Origin of the sequence: Enterococcus sp. DIV1283b (assembly GCF_051710965.1) — a bacterium.
Classification (GTDB): domain Bacteria; phylum Bacillota; class Bacilli; order Lactobacillales; family Enterococcaceae; genus Enterococcus_B; species Enterococcus_B lactis.
Map to the genome: position 1 here is coordinate 279,783 of NZ_JBIOLR010000001.1, position 17,742 is coordinate 297,524.

Below are 17,742 nucleotides of genomic sequence, written 5' to 3' on the forward strand. Positions count from 1 at the left end.
CAGAAGAACACCATTTAAAAAAGAGGTTGTGACAAGTCTTTGTCACAACCTCTTTTTTATTAATTTTCACTATTTTGATTTTGTTTTAATGCCGATTGATCGATCGTCAATTCAACAGTAGTTGTTTTTTCTTTCGAGCCTTCATAGTAAGTGATCTTGACAGAATCTCCTACTTTTTTCTTATACAAAGCAGATTGAAGTTCTACACCAGAAGAAACTTCTTTGTCATCGATCTTAGTAATGACGTCGTATTGTTTCAATCCAGCTTTTTCAGCCGGTGTAGCTGTTTGGACATTTGTCACGATGACACCGTTAGTTACAGATGAAGGAATCTTCAAGATTTGTTCTTGTTGCTGAGTAGAAACGGCAGATAAGTCGACCATTGTGATACCTAGAGCTGGACGTGTCACTTTTCCGTCTTTTTCCAGTTGATTGATGATATTCACTACATCGTTACTTGGGATGGCAAATCCCATTCCTTCTACATTTACGTTAGAAGTAGATTCAGAAGTACTTGCGATCTTACTTGAGTTGATACCGATAACTTGTCCTTCGATATTCACTAAAGGACCACCAGAATTTCCCGGGTTGATCGCTGCATCTGTTTGGATCGCATTGATATTGACTGTTTCGTTCGATTCATTCGTACTTGTTACTTGTCGGTTCAAGGAAGAAATGATTCCTGAAGTGACAGAATTCGCATATTCAGATCCTAATGGGGAACCAATCGCAATCGCAGGTTCACCAACCTTCAGAGCGCTTGAGTCACCAAAAGAGGCAACCGTTTCGACTTTATCTGAATTGATCTTCAACACCGCTAAATCTGAATAAGCATCTGTTCCAACTAATTCAGCTTTTACCTTCGTACCGTCTTTCATCAAGACTTCTAGACCTTGCTGTCCATCTACTACGTGGTTGTTTGTGACTACATAAGCAGTATTTCCGTCTTTTTTGTAGATCACGCCGCTTCCTTCACTATAAGCTTCCAAATTACTATCATCTGAGCTGCTACTTTCTTCTTGCTGCCCGAATAGTCCGCCAAAACCGCTTGATTGGTTTTGACTTTGTAAGTTGATAACAGAAACGACAGCGTCTTGAACTTTATCTACCGCTTTGGTGATATCAGAATCTACATTGACTTTGACATTTTCCACAACTGTTTCACCGGCAGAATTCTGATTGCCGCTTGTAGCAGTAGAACTATTGTTGCCAGTGCCCATCGCTGCATAAAAAATGCCAGCTGTCAGTAGTCCTCCAACGATCCCTCCAACAAGCCCCAGACCTAACTTACGCCAGAGGCTATTATTTTTATTTTTTTTCATCTTTGGTGTCACATTTTTTCTATCCATGTGTTCCTCCTCCAATTACATTCATTTATCTACTGTTAGTATAGTCTTATTTGTTGACTTTAGTCTACTTTGAGACTGTGAACTTTTTATGAAAAACTTTAGGAAAAATCATTGTTTTCAGATGAAAATATTTGATTTTCTTTTTCCACAGATACTGTGTAAAACTACGCGGATAGGATTGGAAAAATAAGGGATAAAACATATCCACAGCCTGTGTATAAAGTGGATAAATTTTTATAAAACGTATGTTTGCCTAATGAATGTGATGAAATAAGGTAAAATAACACTGTTTTCTGTGGATAAACCTGTGGATGTTGTGCATAACTGTTGGGGAAATCTTTTTAACAAAAATAGCCAAAATAAACATATAGACGAAAAAATTGATTATAATAAACAAAGTGAGCGTGAAGATCAAAGGAGAGAAAACATGAATATCAAAATTATTTCAGTAGGAAAATTAAAAGAAAAATACTTGACCCAAGGTATCAATGAGTATGTCAAACGGCTGAATGCCTATGCAAAAATCGAATTGATCGAAGTTCCTGACGAAAAAGCCCCAGAAAATTTAAGCGAAGCGCAAATGAGACAAGTAAAAGAAAAAGAAGGAGAACGGATCTTAGCGAAAATCAAAGAACAAGAATACGTCTATGCCTTAGCAATTGAAGGGGAAAATCCCACAAGCGAATCTTTTGCTAAACAAATCGACCAATTAGGTATCCAAGGAAAAAGCCACCTTGTTTTTGTTATCGGCGGCTCTTTAGGACTCAGCGAAGCCGTCATGAAAAGAAGCAATGCTCAGATCTCTTTTGGAAAAATGACGTATCCACATCAATTGATGCGTCTGATCCTTGTCGAGCAAATCTACCGTGCTTTCCGGATCAACGCGGGGGCGCCGTATCATAAATAAAAATACCATTGAAAAAAATTATAATAAATTATAATAAATAAGTTTCAATTGTGATACGAGAAGGATACGGTTCTTCTTAACTAACATTGAAAATAGTCAGCAAAAAGGGGGACAAACTTTTAATTGTCTCCCTTTAATTGTTAGGGTGGAATATTATCACTCTTAAACAATAAGTTAAAAAATACTCGTTTACATAAAAAAGGATTATTTAGATGCGATAATATCATAGATAAAGAAACATTCATCATAAGAAACAGTGATCCCAAATTCTGTTTCAATATTTTTGAAGGCCTTTTTTACATGAAAAATTGGTTCATGAGAAGGCCTTGTGTCATCTTCTGATATAATTTTAAGTTCATGACCGTTTATCAATGTACGCTCAATTAGACACGCTGTATGAATCAAAAGTTTTAAAAGAATGGAATGAGTGAATTTTTTGTGGAAAGTACATTCCAATTCTTGGATAAAATCCATTAAGCTTTTTTGAATCTTATTCCCAGCTAATAAGTAGAGATATTTGTCCACTGCTTCAATCCCCATATCAAAAACGATATTTCTTGTGAATGAGTGGCTGCTACCCTTTTTTGATTGTTGTTCTTCAGTTGTAAGATGACAAAGTACCTTATCTAACCCATCATGAAGAACAATTTCTTCTAGAGAAACAAAAGGAGCATAGCTGATTTTTGGATTTACAGTCCCGACGATTGCTATGATTTCTATATCTTTAGAACGTAGCATGGTTTCTCGTATTGAAGTTCCGTTATGACCGCTAATTGATTGTACATCAACATCAAATATTTTTAATTCTTTCAATAATGATTTAATGTTTTCTTCTAAAAATCGGGCGGTTCCTTCTCCAGTTTGACAAACTGTGTAGATGATTTTGCTTTTTCTCTTATTGAATTTGGAACCTATTTTATTATTAAGTAAAGTATTTCTACGATTATCAATGTCTAAAATATTATTGATAGTAGATTGTAGTCCCATAGATAAAAATTCTGTATTTTTAGCAACTTCTAATATTATCAATGTATCAATTCGTTCAATGATAAAAATGCTTTTTTGGGTTTCTTTTCTTAGATTAGATTCAAAATTTACTAAAGATCCCATATCAGCAAAAATAATGATCTCTGTTGATTCAAAGTCAGCTATCGTTTTTTTTATGGCATCATAAGTTTGCTTTGGTGTACTGTGTAAAGGCATGTCAACAGGGACAATAATTTCTTTGGAAAGAAGACTATTCACAGTATGTGCAATTTCAGATGCGACGCGCTCGCCGTGGGCACATACAAGAATACTGACATTTTTACTATTTGTTTTATTTTCTACTATGGAAGAAACGATAAGACTCAATGAATGGATTTCATTTTGAGAAAAAATGATTTTCTTTTTTTGTTCTAACTGCTTGACGATTTTACGTGTAACTAGCATAACATTAGCAGATAGCTTCTCTGTTGTTTTGATTTGGCTGAAAAATATATCGTTTTGTTGAGTATGGCTGTGAATATATAAAGCAAAAGCAGTACTGACATTTTTATCTAGGATAATGCCCAAGGTGTTATATAAAATATCTGATATTAATAAAACAATGCTTTTTATATCATCGTTCAATAAAAAGGTGAAATGATCATTTCGCAATCGCTCTTTAGCGATTTCTTGCGAATAATCATTAAATGCTTGTGTAATTGAACGGGTGTTATTTGAATAATTCTTAGTAAAAAAATTTACAAAATCATAGTTGGCGATTGTTTTTCTGTCTTCATCCAACGTGGTATCAAAAACAAATGGCTTTACGCCAACAATCGTTTCAATCTCTTTTTTGTCAGCTAGATTTATTTTTATTAAGGATGATAAAACTGTAGGTGGAAAGAAGTCTTGCGTAATCAGAACTTCTTTTGAATTGTTTTTTTTCTTTTCTAATAGAGCACGAGCTACAGATAATTGAATGTCACTTTTCAATTGACCGATGTTTCCTAGTGGAGTATAAGCTAGTAATGCTTGAATCGCATCTGGCTGTACGGTTATTTGAGAACCAATTTGTTCTGTTTCTTTGTTATATAAGAATGATATGAGATCCAATCTTTCGGAAATGCTTCTTTCTTGAAAGTTTGGAAGTTGGATCATGACAGGGATTCTACGCTTAAATGTTTCTAATAATGCTGAATTCGGAGGCTCTGTAGTTGCCGTGATCAGCAATGTTGAAGCGTAGCGCTTATTGACAGAATCACCTAGTTTATAGAACTGATTTTTATCGATAAATTGAAAAAGCATCTCCTGTCCTTCTGGAGGTAAGCGATGGACTTCATCAAGAAACAAAATTCCTCCATTAGCAGCTTCTATCAATCCTACTCTATCGGCATCTGCTCCAGTGTACGCTCCTTTGACATTTCCAAATAAGTGACTTAGCAGCAATTGCGGATTGCTTGCATAGTCGGCGCAATTAAGAACAGAAAAATTTGCTTTTTCGTTGAAAATATTTTCTTGTTTTCCATAATCAAATATTTTTTCAGCTAACAAGCTTTTGCCAGTCCCTGATTCTCCAAAAATCATCATATGTAACCCTCTTGGAGGATAATTGATTGCTGCCTCTGCTAATTGAATGACTGGTTGTAAACTTTTATTTGCACCGATCAACGAATCAAAAGGATGAATTTTTTTAGAGGAGTAGTTATCTTTCATGAGTTCTTGTATGGAATTTATTTCTGTCTCTCCTATATAACGAAGGTTTAGTCTTTGACAGAGTATTTTTTTACATAGAAATCTGGTTGGTTTTCCTGATAGTTTTAATAATTTGTCCTGCTTCATGAGTTTGTTTAGATCCGAAGAAGCATTATTTCTTAAAATATCTAATTCCAAAGACACTTCTTTTGCGGTTATACCAATATCTGTATCATTTAATAAAATTTTTTTTGAAAGGCTTTCTGTGTAAGCGGTGCAGTAATGGTGTACCTTGTCTATTCGTTTCATAAAATACCTCCTCCCATTAATATAAAGCGCTTTAATATAAAAATCAATACACTTAAATACTTATGGAAAAAGCTGAGAGTGGCGTTTGAAGATAGTGTTCGATTATTTATACCAATTTTATTAAATCTTAGTTAGAAAAAATGTTTTTTGTGTATTTATCTGTATCATTACGTACGTGAAAGTCCAATATTTTTATTATGCGTATTACATGTGCATTTTTTCTTTTTAGAATTGTCTAGATTTCAATAAATTAAAAAATGGCACGAGTTTTGCTTTGTTTTTTATTGAAGGGAGGCATTTGATGAGTAAGAAGATGGGAGTTATTTTAGCAAGTCATGGTTTTTTTGCTAAAGAAGCACTAAATAGTTTAGAAATGATACAAGGTGATTTTAGTAATGCAAGTGTGGTTTCGTTATTTCCAGGAATGAGCTTAGCTGATTTTGTAATTAAAATTGAAGAGAAAATAGAAGAGCTTGATACGACTAATGGACTGCTTATTTTATGTGACATTTTTGGAGGAACACCTAGTAATGCAGCCGCGATGATTTTAATGAAATACCAAAGAAAGGATTACTATGCTTTTGCAGGGTTCAATCTAGGGATTCTGCTTGAATTGTCTAATTTTAGAGAAAAGGCACCTGACTATGTGATGGAGAAAATGAATGAATTAATGTCTTATAGTTGGAAACAGATAGAAACACCAAAACCAATAATCGAAAAAGTGGAGGGATTGTAGATGGCAATTGAATTGATTCGTATTGATGATCGTCTAATACATGGCCAAGTCGTCACAACTTGGGTAAAACAAAAAGGAATTGAACAAATCTTGATTATTAATGATTCGATAACAAATGACCCTGTTCAAAAATCAGTTTTCGATATGATGGCACCTCAAGATGTCATTGTAAGAACATTCGGAGTAGAACAGTTTGCAGAAATCTATCAAAAAACTGCAATTAAAAGAAAAACCTTATTATTATTAACGAATCCTGTAGACGTAGAGACGTTGTTAAATGGAGGGGTCCATTTTAATTATTTAAATCTTGGCGGCATGAAATTTACCTCTACTCGTACAAGGTACACGCGGGCTATTTCTTTAAATGAGAGAGAAAAACAAGCACTTGTCAATATTAGCAACAAAGGTGTTAAAGTATCCGTTCAAATGATTCCATCAGATAAAGAAATCCATATATCAGAATTGATAGAAGGAGAGGGATAATAAATGTTAATACAATGCATATTGTTAGCAGTGTGGGCTGGGATTTGTACTGTTGATGAAAGAACCCTGTGGACTGGAACGCCAAAAGCAATTTTAGCTGGATCAGTTGCAGGAGTGATAATGGGGGACATCACTACAGGTTTGGTAATTAGTGGTACGCTTCAAATGATGTGGTTGGCAAATGCAGCAATCGGCGCATATATCCCGCCTAATGAAGCAACAGGAGCGATAATTGGCGTGGCAATTGCCATTATGACAGGCGGTGGTTTAGCAACTGGTTTGGCAGTAGCTGTACCAACAGCATTGTTGTGTCAACAAATCATTATGTTAACGAATACGGTCAATATTGTTTTTCTTCATAAAGCAGAGAAAGCAGTGGAAAGTGGGGATTTTGACAAAGTTGCACGATATAACTATTTAGGAATCCCATTAAGTTTTATTGCTGGTTCAGTTCCTGTCTTTTTAGCGGCATATTTTGGCGGACCAGCAGTACAATCAGTTTTGGATTTTGTGCCGGAACAAATTTTTGACGGACTAACTGTATCTGCAGGCATTATACCAGCTGTTGGTATGGGTATGTTGTTGATGATGATGTTAGGTAAAAATATGTGGATTTTTTTGCTTCTTGGCTTTGTATTTGCAGCATATTTGAATTTAGGAACAATCGCTATCTCGATCATAGGAGTTTGCTTAGCTGGTTTATATGATCTAATGATAAATCGGGAGGACTCAACACAAAATGTTAGTGTAACGTCTAATGAAATTGTCACAAATAAAAATGATGATTCAGAAGCTATTGAGGAGGTATACGATTTATGATTATAGAAAATGAGCAATCAAAGATGACAAAAAAAGATTTAACAAAAGCATTCTTTCGTTCTCAATTATTAATGGCTACAAGTAACTTTGAACGAATGCAAGCATTAGGTGCATATTATTCAATAGTACCGACTTTGAAAAAAATATATGGGGATAAACCAAAGGAGGAACGGGTGGCTGCAATTAAGCGACATTTAGAGTTTTTCAATACTAACCCCTATGTATACGGTCCGATTTTAGGAATAACAATGGCTATGGAGGAACAAACACCAGAGGATCAAAAAGAGTCTGTTATTGCTGTGAAAACTGGATTGATGGGGCCTTTTGCTGGTTTAGGTGACAGCTTGTTAGCAATGACAGTAGTTCCTATATACATGAGTATTGCTTCAGGGCTAGCAATTGAAGGGAATCCAATTGGTCCTATCCTTTTCTTCATACTGTTCAGTTTGACTATTTGGCCTTTAAAATATAAAGGAATTTTTATGGGGTATGAAAAAGGATCTGCGTTGTTAACAGGAGAAAACGGCAATAAAATGTTAAAACGGTTGGCTACTATGGGAAATGTGGTCGGAATGATGGTAGTTGGTTCTCTTATCGTAAGTACTGTGAAAATTAATATTCCTATCAAATATACGGTTGGAGAATCTACCATAAAGATCCAAGAAATGTTAGATGGTATCATGCCTAATTTCTTCCCATTGCTTATCACGTTGCTTGTCTATTATTTACTTAAAAAAAGAAATGCAAAAAATGCTGTAGCAATCATCGTTTCGATTATGGTAATTGGAATCTTTTTATCAATAATAGGAATTCTAGCGTAATTATCTGCATAGAAAATTCTTAAGTCATTGAATAATGTGGAGGCGTTATGGAAAATTGTACCGATTTAATAACAATAAATGGAAAGTATACTAATTATGCTGTGGATGTAGAAGAATCGATTATAATAAATTGGTCTCGAATAAACATAATTCAAAAAAAAGCCCAGTTATATATTATGAACGAAGATCAAGATATCGTTCTCAAACAAGAGATAGGAAATAAAAAATTTAGCAACGTGAAGTTTCCAACTATTTCTGATCAAAGAAAAAAGTACTTGCTTCATATCATTATAGAGGGGGAAGAAAGTATACAAGAATTTCATACAACGTTTTATTCCGCAAACTCTAATTTGAAGAACGCACATTGGATTACAAGACAAGATAATCCTATTGAGAAAGAAAATATGTATTACAGAGATCGACCATCTATTATTCTAAAAAAATCATTTATAGTTGAGAGACTAGAGAAAGATTTATTTTTAGATATTTGTGGATTAGGATACTATACAACTTATATCAATGGGAAAAGAATAGATGATTACTATTTGAATTCAGATGTAACGAACTATGGTAAACAAGTGTATTATGATACTTATAAGCTTAATCCTTTTGTGGAAGAAGGTTCAAATGAAATTATAGTAGAATTGGCAAATGGTTGGTACAATCCTGCCCCGTTGAAATTATTAGGGAAATACAACATGAGACATCGCCTTTCCATTGGTAAGCCAATGCTCATTTGTTCAATCAGCGAATTGGCGAATGGCAAACAAAGAAATATCGTTGAGAGTAATCATGATTGGTTAGCTGAAGGAGGGAAAATTCTATTCGACAATATTTATATTGGCGAAAGAGTTTCGTTTGTTGAAAATGAGGAAAGTAATCCTGATTCAACTACTCGAGTAAATATGAGGGTAACGGAAATCGTTGGTCCAGCTGGAAAACTTGTGCCAAGTACTATACCAAAAACGAAAAGATTGAAAAAAAGAAAACCAAATGTAATAAAGAAAACAAAATATGGTTATTTGATTGATTTTGGAAAAATTATTTCAGGGCAGATTTCTTTAACTATTTCTTCAAAAAAACAAAATATAAAAATTAATTATGCTGAGAGCCTCAATGATTCACAAACCGAATTGGACTATTCTACCACAACTACAAGCATATATGGAATCAATGATCCGGAACAGGGGATTAATGAATCAGATACAATCATACAGGAAGATCAGTTTCTATGTGGGGACGGTAAAACGACATTTGAAAATATGTATGTTTATCACTCATTTCGATATATGAAAGTTGAGGGAGAATGCGCTATTTTTGATATCAATGATTTACATGCATTTGATACTTATGCTGATCTTACAATAACAAGTGAATTCAATACTTCTAATCAGTTGTTGAATGATCTTCAACGTATTGCGATTCAAACCAAAAGAAATAATATCCGTTCATATTATGAAGATTGTGCTCGTGAAAGACTAGGATATGGTGGAGATATTGTCGCATTAATAGAATCTCAAATTTATTCATTTGATTCGGAACAATTATTGAAAAAAGTGTTGCTTGATTTTATTTTCGATCAAACCCTTGAAGGAGGAATAACACAAACTGCTCCATTTATGGGTATCCAGACGTTTGGACCTAGTAATAACGCTGGTTCGTTAGGATGGCAATTAGTGCTTCCGGTCATTGTCTTAAAATATATGAAATATTATGGAATGTCCATTATTGAGGACAAAAGAATTTCAGTATCTTTGAATAGACATCTGAATTATCTTTTGAAATTTGATTATGAGTACATTAAGTATTGTTGTTTGGGTGATTGGGGTTCTGTAGATACTGTTCTTATTAATAACAAAGAAACACCGCCAGATAAAGAATTTTGTTCAGCAGCAATGTATTTAATAGTATTGCAAAGCTATCAAAAATTAGCTGTGTTTACCAAAGGAATGAGCTTTGAAACAGAAAAGTTAGAAGAAAAAATCAGGTATGTAAAAGAAAAACTAATAAAGGAATATTACAATTCTAAAGGTTATTTTCAAGGTGGCAGCCAATCAAGCTATATTTTTTCTCTCAAAGCTGGATTAGATAAAGAATTCCCAGAATTATTACAAAAATTCAAAAACCAAATTAGGGAAGATGATGGTGTCTTTAAGATGGGGATTTTTGGCATGGCGTGGTCATATGAAATTCTAGATGATCAAGATTTAATTTATCAATGGCTCACAAGGAAAAGTTATCCAAGTTTTTATTCTATGGTATCTAATAATAGTGAAGCGTTGGGCGAGTATTTTAAAAAAATGGATGGATCTTCTTTAAATCATGCTATGTTCACATCATACAGTCAGTGGTTTATCTCTGCTTTATTGGGAATCAAATTTGATCAAGAGACACAAGAGTCTACTGATTTATTAATTGATCCTTATATTCCTGATGATATAGAATTTGCAGAAGGGACTTTAAGAACGATTCATGGAGAAATTGGAATAGGATGGAAAAAAACGCAAGAAAAAACGATGATAAAAGCCCAGATTCCTTCAACTATTAATTATAGATTCTCAAAAGAATTTAAAGTAAACTCGAAAACAATCATCGATAGCAGTTGGTTAATTGAAGCCATCAAAAGATAATTAAGTAATAGTGTACAATCATTATTTTTGTTACAAAATTTGTATGGTTGAAGCAACTAAATATATTTCACTCTTATAAAAAAATTCGAAAAACAGCATAGTTTTTCAAGAATTTTTTCATCTATTATTACCGGAAAAAGGGGCTGCGACAAGATTTTTGTCACAGCCTTTTTTATTCAAGGCATGATTTTCTCTATGTGATCATTCAGTTTCTGTAAGAGTTCTAATAATTCTTTTTTAGAGTACTTGTAACTGCTTTCTACCCACCGATTGAGAACGGATAGACAACCTTGGACGTGGTACGTAGTGAAGAATCTCATTTCTTCTGTGATAATCGTTTTCTTGTCTTCGTATAGCCATATGTTCAGATAATTTTCTTCAATAACTTGTTTAACCTTCTTCTGAAACGAAATATCACCATGGTTGAGGATAAACAAGCGATATAAAAAAGTATTTGCGTAAACATAGTCGATCAAGCGAGTGTATAGTTCCTCATAGCTATGGGCTGGATCATAAGAGAGAATTTCAGTTAGATCCCGAAAAAAGTTGCTTTCTAATTGATCATATAGATCATAGATATCCTTATAATGTGTATAAAAAGTCGAACGATGTACGTCTGCCGTTTCTGTTAGCTCGCGTATAGTGATTGCTTGAATCTTTTTATTTACTAATAATGTGGATAGTGCTTCAGCCAAAGCTTTTTCTGTTTTTTTGACGCGTCTATCTGTCTTTTTCATTTACCTATCTCCTTATCCGACATATCGAAGCAAAGCTGTCGCTTAATCGACAATCTTATAGATGATTGATTATAGATAGTAGACACTGTGTCTATTATAATGTAAGTATAACACAATCATTGAAGTTAAGGAGGCGAAATGATGAAACTAACTTTTAAACCCTTAGAAAAGAAAGATTACAAAAAAGCGATCTATTTTGCTGTTGAAGGAATGAATTTTGAGAGATATATGAAAAATGAACTTCTGCTGAATCTTTACGGAAGATATTTTTTGTATATGGAGTTGAATCGAGCTACTCAAATTCTTGCTTTGTATGCAGAGGACGAGTTGGCAGGTGTTTTGCTGGCGGAGATAAAAGGAGAAAAAAAGAAACATCGTTCTTTTGGACAGCAAATATATGTTAAGATATTCGATTTTTTACAAAATATATTTGCTAAAGAAAGTAAAGGAGCTTACGAGATAGCGAATGAACAAATGCTTGCAGCATATTTAAAAAAGCATTCGCCAGATGGAGAGATCATTTTTTTAGCTGCAAATCCTGATTTGAAAATAAAAGGCATCGGCACCCAGTTGCTAACAGAATTTGAAAAAAGAGAGAAAGGAAAAGAAATATTCCTTTTTACAGATAGTGGCTGTACGTATCAATTCTATGAACGACGTGGATTTGAAAGACTAAAGGAAAAAATTAGCAAGATAAAAATCTTAGATAAAGAAATAGATCTCCGATGTATGCTGTACAGGAAAATCATTCAATGAAAATTTCGATAGAATCGACAATAGTTGGCAAGAACACTTTTAGTGAGTCTTCTTGCTAACTATTTTTTTGTAGTGTATTCTGCCAAAAGAAAACCGCCTTTTTGACTAAACTTGATAGTGGTCAATTTTTTATGATGGATAAGTATCTATACTTAGTCTCGTAAGAACGAAAAGGAAAAGAGGGAGAAAAATGAAATTTCAAAAGTGGATCCAAGAGCATCGAAATCATATTACCGCCTTATCAGCTGTGTTGATTATTTTTGGTTTTATCGGAAAATTTACTGGATTTGTCTTGTTCTATAACATTGCTCTAGCCATAGCTTCTATTATTGCGGTCATACCTATTATGATCCATGCGTATCAGGCAGTAAAAGTCAAAGTTATCTCAATTGATTTACTCGTTACTATTGCTGTGCTTGGTGCCTTTATGATCGGAGAATACAAGGAGTCAGCTATCGTTACATTCTTGTTTTTGTTTGGTAGTTATCTGGAACAAAAAACATTGACCAAAACGCGGGAATCAATCAAGGCTTTGACCGAGATGGCCCCATCGACTGCCAGCGTTGTCCAAGAAGATGGAACAACCGAAGAAGTGGAAATCGATGACGTGGAAGAAGGCGATATCGTCTTAGTAAAAACTGGTGGAGCTATTCCTGTGGACGGACGAGTCATTGACGGGAAAGGGTATGCGGATGAAGCCGCAGTGACGGGTGAATCACGACAAGTCGTCAAAATCAGTGGAGATGACGTATTTTCTGGAACGATTTTAGCAGATGGCTACGTGACGATCGAAGCAACTAAGGTCGGAGATGATACGACCTTTGCCAAAATTATCGAATTAGTTGAAGAAGCACAAGATACCAAATCCCATGCGGAAAAATTCATTGATCGATTTTCTCAGTATTATACTCCAATCGTTTTACTTATTGCGTTGCTTGTTGGTCTGATCAGTCGTGATTTTCGTTTAGCAATCACTGTTTTGGTTCTTGGTTGTCCTGGCGCTTTAGTCATTGGTGCGCCTGTTTCGAATGTAGCAGGAATCGGTAATGGAGCGAAACGGGGCATCTTAGTCAAAGGCGGTGAAGCAATGGATACTTTTGCCAAAATCGATACTTTTGTCTTTGATAAAACCGGTACATTGACCAAAGGAACTACTGCTGTATCCACTATCAAGAACTATACAGAGGATGAAGGGGACAGCTTAGCTTTAGTGGCTCGATTAGAAACGTTATCCGATCATCCTCTGGGGCGCGCCGTGATCCATTATGCTCAGGAGAAAGACATTGATTTTCAACAATTAGCAGTCAAAGATAATCAGACGATCAAGGGACAAGGAATCACAGCTGAGATTGATGGTCATGCAGTTTGTGCGGGCAACACCAAATTGATTGCCGCTCACAAACTTTCTCTCACACCAAATCAAGTACAAGATTTACATCAATTACAACAAACAGGCAGCTCGGTCATTATTGTAGCAATCGACAAAAAAATCACTCAAATCATTGGTGTGTCAGATGTGATTCGACCAGAAGTCGCTGAACAATTAGCTGAGTTGAAACAAGCAGGAGCAAAACAGTTAGTGATGCTGACAGGTGATAATCAGATGACTGCTGATTATGTAGCTGATATGTTAGGTATTGATGAAGTCCATGCTGAATTATTACCAGACGAAAAGGTTCAATTTGTGAAAAAATACCAAGAACAAGGATTGCGCGTTGCTTTCATTGGAGATGGAATCAATGATTCTCCCTCTTTGGCTGCGGCTGATATCGGGATTGCTATGGGATCAGGAACGGATGTCGCTATCGAAACGAGTGACGTTGTCTTGATGCAATCTAGTTTTGGATCGTTGGTTCATGCCTACCGTTTGGCTAAGAAAACTGTTTTGAATACCCGTGAAAATGTAGTGATTGCCATTGGTGTCGTCTTATTTTTACTCATCGGCTTATTTGCCGGGTTTATTTACATGGCTAGTGGGATGTTCGTTCACGAAGCTAGTATCTTGATCGTTATCTTTAACGCGATGCGTTTATTGTATTTTGGACACGAAAGCAAAGAAGAAAAATCGTAAAACTTGATAAGAATCAATTTTTTTATGGAAGCTGTAATCTAGAATAAGACTATCAAGAAAAAGGAAGGAAGAACTACGATGAAAAAAATTATTATGCAATTAGATACACTAGCTTGTCCAAGCTGTATGCAAAAAATCGAACATGCGGTTTCTCAACAGCCTGGGGTAAGCAATACGAAAGTTTTGTTTAATGCGAGCAAAATCAAAGCAAACTTTGATCCAGATGAAGTCCACCCTGAACAATTAGCTGCAGTTGTGGAAAAATTAGGTTATGAAGTCCAATCAACAAAAGTAAAAGAGGCGTAAATCAATGAATATAGTGGAAGAAAAATTTGCTCAAGAAACAAAACAAGCAGATATCGACCATCATAAACCAACTGCTGGCGCCATGGTGGGGCATGTATTAGCAAATTTTAAATTAGAAGAAATGAAATTGATCCAAGCACAATTGTATGTTTTGGGTACATCTTCGCAAGAATTAAGTACCCTTTTTTCAGAATATGCTGATCAAGAAGCGAGATGGTTCAATAAAATCTCTCATGAGTTAGTGATTGATAATGAAATCGTTCCGTCTACTTTAGAAGAAGTCATGCGTTATGGAAAAATTTACGAACATGGTCAAAACAAATATTTACCAGCTTCAACAATGTTGGAAAACTTTGCAAAAGATTTTGATTTCCAAAATGTCTTTATCACACGGGCAATCAAGTTAGCTGAAAAAGAAGAAAAATATGGCTTGCAACAATTGCTTGTTGAACTTTTAAGTTTCAATAAAGAAATCATCTACCAAGTACAAAGACTCCAAGGAAAAACTGTCCGACAAGATTTGGATGAGGAAGACGATGATGACTAAAAGTCTATGTTTCTTCAAATACAAATATAAAGTGTGAGAAAAACAGGAAAAAAACACGAAGTTTTGTCTTAAAAATAAAATAAAAAGAAGCACCCGCTGATGTTGTCTATAAGACATCAGCGGGTGCTTCTTAGTGTTTAAATGGTTTAAAAGATGGATGAGAAAATACAACAAATCAATAAAATCACATTGCTTATTTGATAGAATAAAGAAGTGGGGGAGTAATCGAAAGGAGTTTTTTAATTGAAAAAAAGGATTTTATTAACAATGGGTCTAGCTTTTTTGTTAGCTGGTTGTACCAACGGGAATGATCCAAGAAAAGAATCAACAAAAGAAACAGCGAAAACAACAATTGCAACTACTACAACGACTAGCACAGAGAGCAAGTCAACTGCAACAAGTACAGAAACAGCAGATACCTCTACTTCGTCAGAGTCTTCCAAAACGACTGAAACAACTCAAACATCTACTTCAAGTTCTTCTGTAGAGGCTTCATCTTCCTCTTCAGAAAGCAGCGAACAAGTCGAACAAACACTGTGGAATGCAGACAAAGCCGCACAATTAGAGGCATTTATGACCACATGGGGCCAAACAATGGGACAACAATACAAAAGTTATACGAATCAAATGAGTGTGGACTTATATGGTCTTAAAGTCCCTCAAGCTATTTTGAATGGGGAGTGGAAGATGGCTATTGGTGGAGTGCCTGTTTCTGCAGAATGGTCAGAAAGCGGGACAGGTCAAGCAGATTATCAAATCACAGCCGTCTATTCCGATGCAGAGACAGAACCATATCTGAAAAAGCACGTCTATCTATTCGGGTTTCAGCAAAATCAGCCAAAAGTATTGGTGACACAACAAAATCAGGGGAATCCCGATAATTATCTTTACTTCAACGAGACAGCGAATAATGAATTGAAAAATGGCTTTAATCAAATCGTTTATGGGTAAGTAAACCAGTGAGAGTGAGAGAAAAAAGAGTCTCAGTGGAAAATATTAATTGATTGCTATGTCTAAGAATTAAGATGAAGGATGAAATTTCTAGTTTCATCCTTCATCTTAATTACGTTTTACTTGGATAACTTTAATAATAACGATAAATAGTTTTCTCTCGACTTCTTTAGAGATTGAATAAACCCTCCAATACTAAAATTGAATGTTGTAAGAGCATGAATTGCCAATTATATTATTAGAATTTTTAGAAAATTGCACCTTTAGTTTCTTTAGATAAAATGATACAATGATTGTTAAAATTGTGAAAGGGTGGTCATTTGTTAGAGAAGTTTTTGGATATGTCGTTAGTTCAACGTATTGTTGTTGGTATTTTAGTCGGAATATTGTTTGGTATCTTTTTCCCCACGTGGACATTTATTTCAATATTGGGGACGTTGTTTGTCAGTTGCTTGAAAGCAATTGCGCCTCTTCTAGTTTTTTTCTTGACGATGGCTTCAATTGCCAAACATAAAATAGGAAATAAGACATTTGTGAAGCCTATTTTAGTCTTGTATTTAGTAGGAACATTGCTTTCTGCACTTGTAGCAGTGATTATAAGTTCAATTTTTACTGTTCCTATTACTTTACAAGAAACAGTATCTGAACAAGCACCGCAAAATTTGGAAAGTGTTTTATCTACGATGTTGACAAATGTCACACAAAATCCTGTTCAATCGCTCATTGATGCGAATTATCTTGGTGTCTTATTCTGGGCTGTGTTGTTAGGTCTAGCTTTTCGAGCCCGTTCAGAATCGACAAAAGAATTGGTGGATCAAATATCTGTAGCATTATCACAAGTCGTACAAGTGATTATTGCATTCGCTCCGATAGGGATTTTAGGATTGGTTTATCAATCGATTGCCACGACTGGAATCGCTGGATTGGCAGAATATCTGCAGCTTTTACTTGTGTTGATCGGCACGATGCTGTTTGTCGCATTAGTTGTGTACCCGTTCCTCACGTTTTTGTTTATTAAAGAAAACCCCTATCCATTGATTCTCTTTTGTTTGAAAGAAAGTGCGCTTCCCGCTTTCTTTACCCGAAGTTCTGCCGCAAATATCCCGATAAACATGATGCTGGCTGAAAAATTGAAATTGACGAAAGAGTCTTATTCCATATCGATCCCATTAGGTGCTACGATCAATATGGGCGGTGCTGCGATTACTATTTCCGTGATGTCATTGACGGCTGTACATTCCTTAGGGATTGAAGCACCATTTGTTTTGAAAGTCCTTTTATGTATTTTGTCTGCTTTAGCTGCTTGTGGGGCTTCAGGTGTTGCGGGCGGTTCACTGTTATTGATTCCATTAGCATGTAGTTTGTTTGGTATCTCTAATGATGTTGCGATGCAAATCGTCGGTATCGGATTTATTATCGGTGTTATCCAAGATTCAATGGAAACTGCCTTAAATTCGTCAAGTGATCTGTTGTTTACTGCAATAGGAGAATTAGGCGCGCGTAAAAGAAGTGGAGAAAAAATCAAATTGAAAGACCGATTAGACGGATTAAATGAACGTTGAACATTAGATATTTAGGGATGAACCTTAAGACGATTCAAATTTTTAATGAGTTATATAGATGATCCTGTAAAATAGAGGTTCCTGTTAAATCGAGATAAAG

At 35.1% G+C, this 17,742-nt stretch carries 15 protein-coding genes; 12 read left to right on the plus strand and 3 right to left on the minus strand.

What is annotated here, in order from left to right; all coding sequences use genetic code 11:
• Positions 1 to 59: 59 nt before the first annotated feature.
• Positions 60 to 1,349: a S1C family serine protease gene (locus IGJ53_RS01380; protein ID WP_010731809.1), complete on the minus strand. Its 1,290-nt coding sequence runs from the start codon at positions 1,347 to 1,349 to the stop codon at positions 60 to 62.
• 427 nt (positions 1,350 to 1,776) lie between these two features.
• Here IGJ53_RS01380 and rlmH point away from each other — a divergent pair, with 427 nt between their 5' ends.
• Positions 1,777 to 2,256, plus strand: a complete 480-nt coding sequence (gene rlmH / locus IGJ53_RS01385) for a 23S rRNA (pseudouridine(1915)-N(3))-methyltransferase RlmH (protein WP_259742043.1) — start codon at positions 1,777 to 1,779, stop codon at positions 2,254 to 2,256.
• Between the two features lie 204 nt (positions 2,257 to 2,460).
• Here the strand turns inward: rlmH and IGJ53_RS01390 are convergent, their stop codons facing one another.
• Complete coding sequence (locus IGJ53_RS01390; protein ID WP_259742042.1) at positions 2,461 to 5,223, minus strand: sigma 54-interacting transcriptional regulator; 2,763 nt, start codon at positions 5,221 to 5,223, stop codon at positions 2,461 to 2,463.
• A gap of 301 nt (positions 5,224 to 5,524) precedes the next feature.
• On the opposite strand from IGJ53_RS01390, the gene IGJ53_RS01395 reads away from it, so the two are divergent.
• The 5 genes from IGJ53_RS01395 to IGJ53_RS01415 are packed head-to-tail and all read left to right on the plus strand — an operon-like array spanning position 5,525 to position 10,712.
• Positions 5,525 to 5,959, plus strand: a complete 435-nt coding sequence (locus IGJ53_RS01395; RefSeq protein WP_086311238.1) for a PTS sugar transporter subunit IIA — start codon at positions 5,525 to 5,527, stop codon at positions 5,957 to 5,959.
• Positions 5,960 to 6,442: a PTS system mannose/fructose/N-acetylgalactosamine-transporter subunit IIB gene (locus tag IGJ53_RS01400; RefSeq protein WP_086311237.1), complete on the plus strand. Its 483-nt coding sequence runs from the start codon at positions 5,960 to 5,962 to the stop codon at positions 6,440 to 6,442. It begins immediately after the preceding gene.
• 3 nt (positions 6,443 to 6,445) lie between these two features.
• Positions 6,446 to 7,261 (plus strand): PTS mannose/fructose/sorbose/N-acetylgalactosamine transporter subunit IIC, encoded by an 816-nt coding sequence (locus IGJ53_RS01405; RefSeq protein WP_002307834.1) that lies wholly within the window; start codon positions 6,446 to 6,448, stop codon positions 7,259 to 7,261.
• Positions 7,258 to 8,082 carry a PTS system mannose/fructose/sorbose family transporter subunit IID gene (locus tag IGJ53_RS01410; protein ID WP_259742041.1) on the plus strand — a complete coding sequence of 275 codons (825 nt, stop codon included), beginning with the start codon at positions 7,258 to 7,260 and terminating at the stop codon, positions 8,080 to 8,082. Before IGJ53_RS01405 ends, IGJ53_RS01410 begins: the two co-directional genes overlap by 4 nt.
• A gap of 47 nt (positions 8,083 to 8,129) precedes the next feature.
• Positions 8,130 to 10,712: a glycoside hydrolase family 78 protein gene (locus tag IGJ53_RS01415; RefSeq protein WP_259742040.1), complete on the plus strand. Its 2,583-nt coding sequence runs from the start codon at positions 8,130 to 8,132 to the stop codon at positions 10,710 to 10,712.
• Between the two features lie 176 nt (positions 10,713 to 10,888).
• Here the strand turns inward: IGJ53_RS01415 and IGJ53_RS01420 are convergent, their stop codons facing one another.
• Positions 10,889 to 11,449 (minus strand): TetR/AcrR family transcriptional regulator, encoded by a 561-nt coding sequence (locus tag IGJ53_RS01420; protein ID WP_259742039.1) that lies wholly within the window; start codon positions 11,447 to 11,449, stop codon positions 10,889 to 10,891.
• 141 nt (positions 11,450 to 11,590) lie between these two features.
• On the opposite strand from IGJ53_RS01420, the gene IGJ53_RS01425 reads away from it, so the two are divergent.
• The 6 genes from IGJ53_RS01425 to sstT all read left to right on the plus strand — a co-directional run bounded on the left by IGJ53_RS01425 (position 11,591) and on the right by sstT (position 17,642).
• Positions 11,591 to 12,205 (plus strand): GNAT family N-acetyltransferase, encoded by a 615-nt coding sequence (locus IGJ53_RS01425; RefSeq protein ID WP_259742038.1) that lies wholly within the window; start codon positions 11,591 to 11,593, stop codon positions 12,203 to 12,205.
• Between the two features lie 190 nt (positions 12,206 to 12,395).
• Positions 12,396 to 14,276, plus strand: coding sequence for a heavy metal translocating P-type ATPase (locus IGJ53_RS01430; protein ID WP_010731814.1), 1,881 nt, complete (start codon positions 12,396 to 12,398; stop codon positions 14,274 to 14,276).
• A gap of 78 nt (positions 14,277 to 14,354) precedes the next feature.
• On the plus strand, positions 14,355 to 14,582 hold the full coding sequence (locus IGJ53_RS01435) for a heavy-metal-associated domain-containing protein (RefSeq protein WP_002328330.1): 228 nt from the start codon (positions 14,355 to 14,357) through the stop codon (positions 14,580 to 14,582).
• 4 nt (positions 14,583 to 14,586) lie between these two features.
• Positions 14,587 to 15,129, plus strand: coding sequence for a ferritin-like domain-containing protein (locus tag IGJ53_RS01440; protein ID WP_002375152.1), 543 nt, complete (start codon positions 14,587 to 14,589; stop codon positions 15,127 to 15,129).
• Positions 15,130 to 15,372: 243 nt separating this feature from the next.
• Positions 15,373 to 16,080 carry a DUF4767 domain-containing protein gene (locus IGJ53_RS01445; protein ID WP_259742037.1) on the plus strand — a complete coding sequence of 236 codons (708 nt, stop codon included), beginning with the start codon at positions 15,373 to 15,375 and terminating at the stop codon, positions 16,078 to 16,080.
• Between the two features lie 341 nt (positions 16,081 to 16,421).
• Positions 16,422 to 17,642 (plus strand): serine/threonine transporter SstT, encoded by a 1,221-nt coding sequence (gene sstT / locus IGJ53_RS01450; protein WP_002316020.1) that lies wholly within the window; start codon positions 16,422 to 16,424, stop codon positions 17,640 to 17,642.
• Positions 17,643 to 17,742: the final 100 nt, after the last annotated feature.